The following is a 10,479-nucleotide window of genomic DNA, read 5'->3' on the forward strand; positions in this document are numbered from 1 at the left end:
GGGGGGCATGGGGCGGGGCGGGGGTGGCCCCGGGGGTGGGGGGGTGGCCCCCGCCCCCCCACCCACCGCGACCCCCAAAGCCGCCGCGCGCGGCACCCACCCCGCCCGCGTCGCGGCGACCGGAGAACGGTGGTCGCCCGGCCAGTAAACCGTGCGGGCCCGGGAGGGGTCCCGAGGTATAAACAACCTGGTGAGCACTCATTCCACCGGACAGAACCGGATCACCGACGCCGACCTCGCCAAGACCGCCCTCGCCGCCGGGGATCCCACCGGCTGGTTCGAACAGCTCTACACGGCCGCCGAGAAGGGCGAAGCCGTCATCCCGTGGGCACGCAACGAACCCAACCCCGAACTCGCCGCCTGGGCCGCGGCCCACCCCGGCGACGGCCGCCGCGCACTCGTCGTCGGCAGTGCCTTCGGCGACGATCCCGAAGTCCTCGCGGCCGCCGGATACGCCACGACCGGCTTCGACGTCGCCGCCACCGCCGTCGCGGCCGCCCAACGCCGGTTCCCGGACTCGGCGGTGGACTACCGCGTCGCGGACCTGCTCGCACCGCCACCCGAATGGCACCACGCCTTCGACCTCGTCGTCGAGATCATCAACGTCCAGGCCATGCCCCGCGACGTCCGCCCGAAGGCCATCGCGTCCGTCGCGGGCTTCCTCGCCCCCGGCGGCACCGCGCTGGTCTGCGAGGTCGCCGAGGAGAGCGTCGACACCGCCGGCGGCCCGCCGTGGCCGCTCACCCGCGCCGAGGTCGAGTCCTTCGCCCAGGACGGCGTCCGCCTGGTCAGCATCGAACCCATCCGGGACAACACCCGCTGGTGGGCCGAGTTCACCCGGTAAACGCGGCCGTCAGACCTCGGTGAGGAAGCGGGTCAGCACCCGCTCGCCGAACCGCAGGCCCTCGACCGGGACCCGTTCGTCGACGCCGTGCGCCATCGCGCGGTAGGGGAAGCCTTCCGGTAGCGACAGCGGGGAGAAGCCGTAGCAGTCGATGCTCAGCTTGCTGAACGCCTTCGCGTCCGTCCCGCCGCCCATGCAGTACGGCACGACGACGGCATCGGGGTCCTCGGCACGCAGCGCGCCGGCCATCGCGTCGAACCACGGCGAGCCGACCGGCGCCTGCACCGGGCCCTGATGCGCGACGAACTCCCGCTCGACCCCCTCGCCGAGCAGCTCGTCCAGCTCGGCGAGGGTCGCTTCTTCGGTGCCCGGCAGCACCCGCACGTCCACCTGCGCGGTCGCCGTGCTCGGGATGACGTTCACCTTGTACCCCGCGGACAGCATGGTCGGGGTGGTGCTCACCCGCACCGTCGGCACCACCAGCGCGCCCGCCTGCCCGAGCCGCGCGACCGTACCGTCCACATCGGACAGATCAACGGGAACGCCGAGCGCTTCCCCCGTCCGTTCGAGAAAGGCACACACCGTCGGCGTCAGCTCGACCGGCCAGCGGTGCGACGCGATCCGCTGCAACGCGCCCACCAGCCGGATCACCGCGTTCTCGTCGTTGGGCCGGGAGCCGTGCCCGGCGCGGCCGCGCGCGGTCAGCCGCAGATGCGCGGTGCCGCGTTCGGCCGTGGCCACCGGATACAACCGCACCGTCCGGCCGTCGGCGGCCGGGACCGGATAGGTGTAGCCGCCGGACTCGCTGATCGCCGCGGCACAGCCCTCGAACAGCTCGGGATGCTCCTCGACCAGCCAGTGCGCACCGTACTCCCCGCGATCCTCCTCATCGGCAACGAACGCGAGCACGATGTCCCGGCGCGGCCGCAGCCCCGAGGCGACGGCGGCGAGCACCATCGCGCAGAAATCCTTCATGTCCACCGCGCCCCGGCCCCACAGGAACCCGTCGCGGACCTCACCGGAGAACGGTGACACCGACCAGTCCGCGGCGTCCGCGGGCACCACGTCCAGATGTCCCTGCGCCAGCAACGCGGGCAGAGCCGGGTCGGTGCCGGGAATCCGGGCGACCACATTGGACCGTCGCGGCGCGCGCTCCAGGATCTTCGACGGGACGCCGGACGCGTCGAGCAGCCCGGCCACGTACTCGGCGGCCTCGCGCTCACCCTCGGAGTCGCCGTCCCCGCGGTTGGTGGTGTCGAACCGGATCAGGTCCGCGCACACGTCGACGACGTCAGCCATAGATGCCCTGCACCGCCCCGGCCGCGATCGCGGTGACCACCTTGAACGCCTTCATCGCCTCGGTCATGTTCGGCGCGTCGAACCCGACCCGCCGCACCCCGATCTGTTCCACGGTCGGGATCACCGCGGTGGCCTGCGCGAGATGGCTCGCGTCGAACTCGACCTCGATCCGGTGCGAACCCGGTGCGGGCGTGGACTTTCCCGCCCGCTTCATCGACTCCGCCGCCGCCTCGGACAGCAGTTCCGCCGTCCTAGCGGGCGGCAGGCAGATCGCCGCGTACCGGCTGACACACTCCTTCACCGGCACCAGCTCGGCGTCCGGCGCGTAGTCGCGCGCGTCGTCGCAGGTCTGGTCGTCCCCGGACACCAGCAGGACCGGGACGCCGTATTCGGCGGCCATCGCCGCGTTCAGCCTGCCCTCGCTCGCCGGGACGTCGTCCAGCCACACCCCGGTGATCTGGTTCTCCAGGTAGGTGTGCGACAGCACGCCGTCGAACCCGGCTCCCGCGTGATACCCGAGGAACACGACGCCGTCCACACCCGAATCGATGCCCTGCATCATCGACAGCGGCTTGTGCCGCCCGGTCAGCATCCGCGCGCGCCCGTCGAGGTCCTCCAGCAGCAGGTTCCGCTGCGAGGAATGCGCTTCGTTGACCAGCACGTCCGTGGCACCGGCGTCGAACAACCCGGCGAGCGTCGCGTTGACGTCCCCGGTGAACAATTTTCGGAACCGCTGCCATTGCGGCGTGCCGGGGATGACGTCGTCGGTCCAGGTGACCCCCGTCGCGCCTTCCATGTCCGCCGAGATCATGATCCGCATGCGACGCACTTTAGTCACGGCTTGGCATTGACGGGTGGCAATCGTTGACACCGGCGGCGCGCGAGTGGTTACTTTTGCGCCTTGGGGTCGAGTGATCTAGACAAATTGGGGTGGTTATCGGTGCACTCTCGCCGAAGGACGGGCAGACGGCACATCAGCCGAGCGGGAGCGGCGCTCGCCGCGGGAACCCTGGCGATGCTGCCGCTCGCCGTACCCGCCCATGCCCAGCAGGGCAAGACGCTGCGGGTGGCGCTGATCACCGGGATCGACCACCTCAACCCGTTCACCGCGACGCTGCTCGCGGCCACCCAGGTGGGCAGGTTCAACTACGAGTTCCTGACCACCCCGTCGGCCGAGAAGGCGGAGCCCGCGCCCGCGCTCGCCGAATCGTGGACGACCTCACCGGACAAGCTGACCTGGACGTTCAAGATCCGCCAGGGCACCAAATGGTCCGACGGCCGGCCCGTGACGGCCAAGGACCCGGCGTTCACGTTCAAGCGGATGATGGACGACGAGACCGCGCGCACCGCCAACGGCAGCTACGTCTCGAGCTTCGATTCGGTCTCCGCGCCGGACGACAGCACGCTGGTCATCAAGACCAAGACCCCGCAGTCGACGGTGTCGCTGCTCGACGTCCCGATCGTCCCGGAACACGTATGGGAACCGATCAAGGACCTGAACGACCCGAAGACCGACACCGCCGCGGTCGTCGGGGTCGGCAACGGCCCGTACCTGCTGTCGGAGTACAAGCAGAACGAGTACGTCAAGTTCAAGGCCAACAAGAACTACTGGCGTGGCGCACCCAAGGTCGACGAGCTGCAACTGCTGGTGTTCAAGGACGCCGAAGCGGCGGTGAACGCGCTGAAGCAGAACGAGGTCGACGTCATCAACCGGCTGACCCCGACCCAGTTCGACGCGCTCAAGGGCCAGCCGAACATCGCCACCAACAAGGCACCGGGCCGCCGCTACGACGAGGTGAACATCAACTTCGGCGTGCAGAACGCGGACAACCAGCCGATCGGCAACGGCAACCCCGCGCTCAAGGACGTCCGCCTGCGCAAGGCCATCGCGCAGGCCATCGACCCGAAGACCATTGTGGACAGGGTGATGGGCGGCTACGCCCAGATGCCCGGCGGCATCATCCCGTCGGTCTACTCCGCCTACCACTGGGACCCGGCCGACGCCGAACGGACGAAGTTCGATCTCGCCGCCGCGAACGCGACACTCGACGCCGCCGGCTACGTCAAGGGCGGCGACGGTATCCGCAGCGTGCCGGGCGGCGGACGGCTCGAACTGCGCCTCTCCGGCCACGCCAGCCGGCCGTATGACCAGCGGGCCACGCAGTACATCACCGGCTGGCTCAAGGACATCGGCATCTCGGTGCGCCAGGAGCTGGTCTCCGACGAGGAACTCAACGACCGCAGCAACGCGGGCAACTACGACCTCTACATCGGCGGCTACTCCACCAACCCCGACCCGGATTCGGTGCTGTCGCTGCACACCTGCTCGGCGCGGCCGAACGCGCAGGGCAAGGGCGCCAACACCGACACGTTCTTCTGCGACCCCCAGTACGACGACCTGTACGCCAAGCAGCTCGCCGAGACCGACCTCGCCAAGCGCGCCGAGTACAGCAAGCAGGCGCAGGCCCGGCTGGCCAGCCAGTACGTGAACGTCGTGCTCGACTACCAGAACGTGCTGGAGGCCTACCGCTCGGACACCTTCGCGTCGTTCACCAAACAGCCGCAGCCCGAGGGCCAGATCCTCGAACAGAGCGGCTACTGGGGCGTCTACGGCGCCACCCCGGCCGGGCAGCAGGCCGCGTCGAACGACAGCGGCGGCGGCAACACCGGGCTGTGGATCGCCCTCGGCGCCGTCGTGGTCGTCGTGCTCGTCGGCGGCGGCGTGCTGATCGGCCGTCGTGGCCGCAACGCGGACGACCGGGAGTAGCAAGGCTTTGACGCAAACAATCACTCCCGAACACGCCTCGTCGCTCGTCGACCCCGACAAGCGACGAGGCGGGACCGGAACCCTCCGGTTCGTCCTGACCAAGATCGGCGGCGCGCTCGCCAGCGTCGTGCTGGTGATCGTCCTCGGCTTCTTCCTGTTCCGGATGCTGCCCGGCGACCCGGTCGCGTTCATGATCCGCGACCGGCCCACCAGCCCCCAGCAGCTGGCCGAACTACGCGAACAGCTCGGCGTCGACAAGCCGGTGCTGAGCCAGTTCTTCAGCTACCTCGGCGGGTTGCTGCAAGGCGACTTCGGCACGTCCTATCTGGAACGGCGCCCGGTCATCGACATGATCGGCGAACGGCTCTGGCCCACCGTCCTGCTCGTCGGCAGCGCCACCGTGCTCGCCGTCGCGCTCGGCCTGTGGCTGGGCATCCGCGCGGCCTGGAAGCGTGACAGCTTCTTCGACCGCGCCCAGACCGGGATCGCGCTGACCCTGTGGTCGGTTCCGCAGTTCTGGCTCGGGCTGATCCTGCTGGTCGTCACCAACGGCGTGTTCCCCAGCCGCGGTATGCACTCACCCGACGCCGCGCCGGGGCTCCTGCCCCAGACACTGGACGTCCTGCACCACCTGATCCTGCCGTGCCTGACCCTGCTCGCGGTGTTCTACGCCCAGTACATGCTCATCATGCGCTCGTCGCTGCTGGGCGAGATGAACGCGGACTACCTCACCACCGCCCGCGCCAAGGGCCTGCGCGACGACCTCGTCCGGCGGCGCCACGCCGTGCCCAACGCGCTCCTGCCGACCGTCACGCTGGTGTTCATGCAGTTCGGCATGGTCGTCTCCGGCGCGGTCACCGTCGAGGCCGTGTTCAGCTGGCCCGGTCTCGGCCAGCTGGTCTACACCTCCCTGCACGGACCCGATCTGCCGGTGCTGCAAGGCGTCTTCGTCGTGCTCGCCGGTTCGGTGGTCCTGATGAACCTGCTCGCGGAACTGCTCTACCGCGTGCTCGACCCGAGGGTGCGGACCACGTGACCACCATCGAAAAAGCCGAGAGCCCGCGCACCATCGCCTGGCGACGGCGCCGCGCGTCGATCGCCAAGACCTGGCACGAGTTCGCGAGCCAGAAACCCGGCCTGATCGGGCTCGTCTGCCTCGCGGTGACCGTCCTCGCCGCCCTGCTCATGCCGCTCCTGTCCGACGAGTCCGGGCTGGACGTCACGAAGGCGACCGGTGGCCCGCTCAACCCGCCCAGCGCGCAGTACTGGCTCGGCACCGACATCGACGGCCGCTCGGTGCTGCTGATGACGTTGTGGGGCACCAGGGTCTCACTGCTCGTCGGGTTCTCCGCGACCGTCCTGTCGGTCCTGATCGGTACCCTCATCGGCATCACCGCCGCGCACTTCGGCGGCTGGGTGTCGGCGGTCCTGCTGCGGTTCACCGACTTCTTCCTCGTGCTGCCCTCGCTCGTGCTCGCCATCGCGCTGTCCGCGGTCATGCCGCAGGGCATCGGCACCATCATCATCGCCATCGGCGTCACCGCCTGGCCCAGCACCGCCCGCCTCGTGCGGGCACAGACGCTGACCATCGAGAGCAGGCCCTACATCGAACGCGCCAAGGCGCTCGGCGGCGGCCACCTGCACATCGTCGGCAAACACGTGCTGCCCGGCGTCATGCCGCTGGTACTGGCCAACACCACCCTGGTCGTCGGCAACTCGATCATCGCCGACGCGACCCTGTCCTTCCTCGGCGTCGGCGATCCGAACGCCGTGTCCTGGGGAGCCATGCTCGAAACCGCGCTCAACAACGGCGCCGTCAGCAAGGGCGCCTGGTGGAACCTGCTCCCGCCGGGCATCGCCATCGTCCTGGTCGTGCTGTTCTTCACCCTCGTCGGACGCGGTCTGGAGACCGTGCTGAACCCGCGGCTCAAGGGACAACACTCGTGAATCCGTTGCTGGAACTGAAAAATCTCGGCGTCAGTTACCGCACCGGCGGGGGAGAGGTCACCGCCGTCCGCGGCGTCGGCCTCCGCCTGGACCCCGGCGGCACGCTCGGTGTCGCGGGGGAGTCCGGATCCGGGAAGTCCACGGTCGCGATGAGCGTGCTGCGGCTGCTGCCGCGCAGCGCGAAGGTCACCGGCGAGATCCTGCTCGACGGCGAAGACGTCACCGCGATGCGCTGGGGACGGCTGCGTGCCGTCCGCTGGGCCGAGGCGTCGGTCGTGTTCCAGGGCGCCATGCACGCGCTCAACCCGGTCCGCCGCATCGGCGAGCAGATCGCCGAGCCCATCCGGCTGCACCCGCCCGAAGGCAAGGCACCGACCGACGCCGAGGTCGACGCGCGTGTCGCCGAACTGCTCCGGCAGGTCGACCTGCCGCCCAGCCGCGCCGGCGCGTACCCGCACGAGCTGTCCGGCGGTCAGAAACAACGCGTCATGATCGCCATGGCGCTGGCCTGCTCGCCCCGGCTCATCATCGCCGACGAACCGACCACCGCCCTCGACGTCATCGTCCAGGCCCAGGTACTCGCCCTGCTCGGCAAGCTCGTCCACGAGCAGGACATCGGCCTCATCATGATCAGCCACGACCTGTCCGTGCTCGCCGCCACCTGCGAGCGCATCGCGGTCATGTACGACGGCGAGATCGTCGAGGAAGGGCCCAGCGCGGAGCTGATGAACGCGCCCCGGCACGAGCACAGCCGCGCGCTGGCCGCCGCGTTCCCGACCGTCGGCGACCCCGTCTCGCGGTTCGCACCCGCCACCAGCACCCCGCTGCCGCCCGAACCCGAGAACCGCGGCGTGCCCGGCGGGACACCGCTGCTCGCCGCGAAGGACCTGCGGGTCGGCTTCCGCGACCGGACCGGGAAACGTATCCAGGCCGTCGCCGGCGTCGACCTCGCCGTGCACCGCGACGAGATCGTCGCACTGGTCGGCCAGTCCGGCTCCGGGAAGACCACGCTCGCCCGTACCCTGCTCGGCCTGCAAAAACCCGACTCCGGCGAGGTCACCTACGACGGCGACCCGGTGCCGTCCGGCGGCGCGGGCCTGCGGGCCTACCGGCGGCAGGTGCAGCTGGTCCTGCAGGACCCGGCGAGCGCGCTCAACCCCGCCCACACCGTGTACGAGGCCGTCGCCGAAGGCCCCCGCATCCACGGCCTCGCCGACGAACGCGCGACCGTCCTCAAAGCGCTGGAGGCCGCGGAACTGCGGCCGCCGGAGAAGTTCCTCGGCAGGCTCCCGCACGAACTGTCCGGCGGGCAACGCCAGCGCGTCGTGATCGCGGGAGCACTCGCGCTGGAACCCTCCGTACTCGTCGCCGACGAGCCGGTGGCCTCCCTCGACGCGTCCGTACGCGGCGAGATCCTCGCGTTGCTGCTGCGCCTGCGACGGCAGCTCGGCCTCGCCGCGCTCGTAATCACCCACGACCTCGGGCTGGCCTGGAACATCGCCGACCGGGTGGCCGTGATGTACCGGGGCGAACTGGTCGAAACCGGCACCGTCGAACAGGTCCTGCTCGACCCGCACCACGACTACACGAAGTCCCTGCTGGCCGCGCTGCCCGGCGGTACGGCCGCACGCACGGCGGCCGACCGGTGATCGCACGATCTTGCCGCCGGGCGCCGGAATCGGCTGCTGCCGCACAGTCACACAGGTGCGGTGTGTAATCTTCTGCAACGAAATGGCGACTACGACAGAACCGGCACCGCTGTCCCCGGCACCGTCCGTGGGCGATCTTCGCGTGCCCTCGCGATTCCCCTACCGGACCATCGCCATGGGCACCGTGGGCAGCACGTTGCTCATGCTAGGGGCGTTCGGCGCCGGGGGCATCCTGATCCACGACCCGGTACTCGGCCAGGGCCCGATGTCGTGGATCCGCTACGGCCACGGCCGCATGCTGGCCAACGCCGTGCTGTACGTCGGCTTCGCGCTCGTCGTCTGGGCCTGGGTCCGGCTCGGCCGGTACGTGCTCGCCGGGCGCGTCGGCAGCAAGCCGGTCCTGATCGCCGCGTTCTGCTGGATGGCGCCGCTGCTGATCTCGCCGCCGCTGTTCACCCGCGACGTCTTCTCCTACCTCGGCCAGGGCGCCCAGCTGCTGCACGGCCTCGACCCGTACGCCAACGGGCCCGCCGAGCTCAACGTCCTGCCCAACGTCGTGCAGAACGTGCACCCGCTGTGGCAGACCACGCCCGCCCCGTACGGACCGCTGTTCCTGCTGCTGTCCAAGGGAATCGTCGCCCTCACCGGCGACAACATGATCCCCGGCGTCATCCTCACCCGCGTCGTGCTGCTCGCCGGCCTCGCCGGGACCCTGTGGGCCCTGCCCCGGCTGGTCCGCCACCTCGGCGGCAAGCTGCCGGTGACGCTGTGGCTCGCCGTCGCCAGCCCGATGATGGTCATCCACCTCTTCGGCGGCCCGCACAACGACCTGATGATGCTCGCGTTCCTCACCATCGGCGTCCTCGCCGCGCTGGAACGCAAACACGTCGTCGCGATCGTGCTGGTCACCCTCGGCATGCTGATCAAGCCGACCGCCGCCATCGCGCTGCCGTTCCTGGTCTGGGTGTGGGCCAACCACCTGCCCGGCGAGTCGAAGATCCGCAACTTCCTGCGCGCCGGCGCCGCCTCGGTCGCCCTCTTCCTCCCGGTGTTCGTGCTCGGCACCTGGGTCTCGCTCGGCTCACTGAACCTCGGCTGGTTCGCCGGGCTCAAGGCGCCGCAGCTCATCGCGAACTGGCTGAACTTCCCGACCGGGATCGGCGAGATCTTCTACTCGCTCGTCCACCTGATCGTCGACGTCCAGCCGTCCCCGTTCGTCACCGTCGCGCGCGCCATCGCGATGATCGGCCTCGCCGTCTTCGGCGTCTGGCAGTGGTGGCTCGCCCGCGGCGGCGGCAAGGAAGCCATCTTCCGCGCCGCGGTCGTCCTGCTCGCCGTCGCGATCCTCTTCCCGCCGACCCTGCCGTGGTACCTGACCTGGGGCTTCGTGCTGCTCTCGACGTACAAGTGGCAGCGGCGCAACCTGTCGGCCGTCGTCGCGGTGTCGGTGTTCGTCACCCTGGTCTACTACCCGACCGGGGAACAGGCGCTCTACGACTGGTGGTTCATCGCCATCGTCATCGCCGCGAGCCTCTACGCCGCCGCGTCCCTGCTGCGCCCCGACCCGCTCGGCCTCGTCGCCGCGTGGCGCCGCAAACCCGTGGACACCTTCCTGCCGCCCACACCACCGGCGGAGAAGCCCGGCGAACCCGCCGCCAGCGGCACGCTCTAGCCCCGCAGACGTCCGTGAAGGCCTCCTCGCGGTCGAAGATCCCTTGTATCACAGGAGGCGTGCCACCCGCGCTGCCATGCCAGTGTCGTGAACGACGCGTTCGGGACGTTCACCGTCGCCAACGGAGCGTTCAGGACAGCGCCGTGGGTCGGAGTGAGGCAGCCAGGCCCGCCGTCGGCGGCAGCCACTAGCCTGTAGACGTGCCGGGAAGGGCGGCCTAGCCCCGGGCACCGCGCGGAACGGGGGCGTCAACGGCTCTCGCACCCCCGGCACCCAGAGCCGGTGTGGTGGCAGGTGGGGC

The 10,479-nt window shown here is 70.1% G+C and carries 8 protein-coding genes; 6 read left to right on the forward strand and 2 right to left on the reverse strand.

The features are described from left to right. The first annotated feature begins 190 nt into the window (after positions 1 to 190). Positions 191 to 844, forward strand: a complete 654-nt coding sequence (locus ACFWX1_RS33545; protein ID WP_378393774.1) for a class I SAM-dependent methyltransferase — start codon at positions 191 to 193, stop codon at positions 842 to 844. A gap of 9 nt (positions 845 to 853) precedes the next feature. On the opposite strand, the gene ACFWX1_RS33550 is transcribed toward ACFWX1_RS33545, so the two are convergent. Together ACFWX1_RS33550 and ACFWX1_RS33555 are read right to left on the reverse strand one after the other, a co-directional pair. Continuing rightward, the gene (locus ACFWX1_RS33550) at positions 854 to 2,143 is read right to left on the reverse strand and encodes a M20/M25/M40 family metallo-hydrolase (RefSeq protein WP_378393775.1); all 1,290 of its coding nucleotides are present in this window, start codon (positions 2,141 to 2,143) and stop codon (positions 854 to 856) included. Continuing rightward, complete coding sequence (locus ACFWX1_RS33555; protein ID WP_378393776.1) at positions 2,136 to 2,963, reverse strand: M55 family metallopeptidase; 828 nt, start codon at positions 2,961 to 2,963, stop codon at positions 2,136 to 2,138. The genes ACFWX1_RS33550 and ACFWX1_RS33555 overlap by 8 nt, the downstream gene beginning before the upstream one ends. 195 nt (positions 2,964 to 3,158) lie before the next feature. Here ACFWX1_RS33555 and ACFWX1_RS33560 point away from each other — a divergent pair, with 195 nt between their 5' ends. The 5 genes from ACFWX1_RS33560 (at position 3,159) to mptB (ending at position 10,178) form a co-directional block, all read left to right on the forward strand. Further along, complete coding sequence (locus ACFWX1_RS33560; protein WP_378393807.1) at positions 3,159 to 4,910, forward strand: ABC transporter substrate-binding protein; 1,752 nt, start codon at positions 3,159 to 3,161, stop codon at positions 4,908 to 4,910. Between the two features lie 7 nt (positions 4,911 to 4,917). Further along, positions 4,918 to 5,946: an ABC transporter permease gene (locus tag ACFWX1_RS33565; protein WP_378393777.1), complete on the forward strand. Its 1,029-nt coding sequence runs from the start codon at positions 4,918 to 4,920 to the stop codon at positions 5,944 to 5,946. A gap of 5 nt (positions 5,947 to 5,951) precedes the next feature. Continuing rightward, complete coding sequence (locus ACFWX1_RS33570) at positions 5,952 to 6,857, forward strand: ABC transporter permease (RefSeq protein WP_378393808.1); 906 nt, start codon at positions 5,952 to 5,954, stop codon at positions 6,855 to 6,857. Beyond that, positions 6,854 to 8,506: a nickel ABC transporter ATP-binding protein NikE gene (gene nikE, locus ACFWX1_RS33575; protein ID WP_378393778.1), complete on the forward strand. Its 1,653-nt coding sequence runs from the start codon at positions 6,854 to 6,856 to the stop codon at positions 8,504 to 8,506. The genes ACFWX1_RS33570 and nikE overlap by 4 nt, the downstream gene beginning before the upstream one ends. Before the next feature lie 82 nt (positions 8,507 to 8,588). After that, entirely contained in the window at positions 8,589 to 10,178 is a 1,590-nt protein-coding gene (gene mptB / locus ACFWX1_RS33580) for a polyprenol phosphomannose-dependent alpha 1,6 mannosyltransferase MptB (protein ID WP_378393779.1), read from the forward strand. The last annotated feature ends 301 nt before the right edge of the window (positions 10,179 to 10,479 follow it).

The organism is Amycolatopsis sp. NPDC059021 (genome assembly GCF_042739895.1).
GTDB lineage: Bacteria > Actinomycetota > Actinomycetes > Mycobacteriales > Pseudonocardiaceae > Amycolatopsis.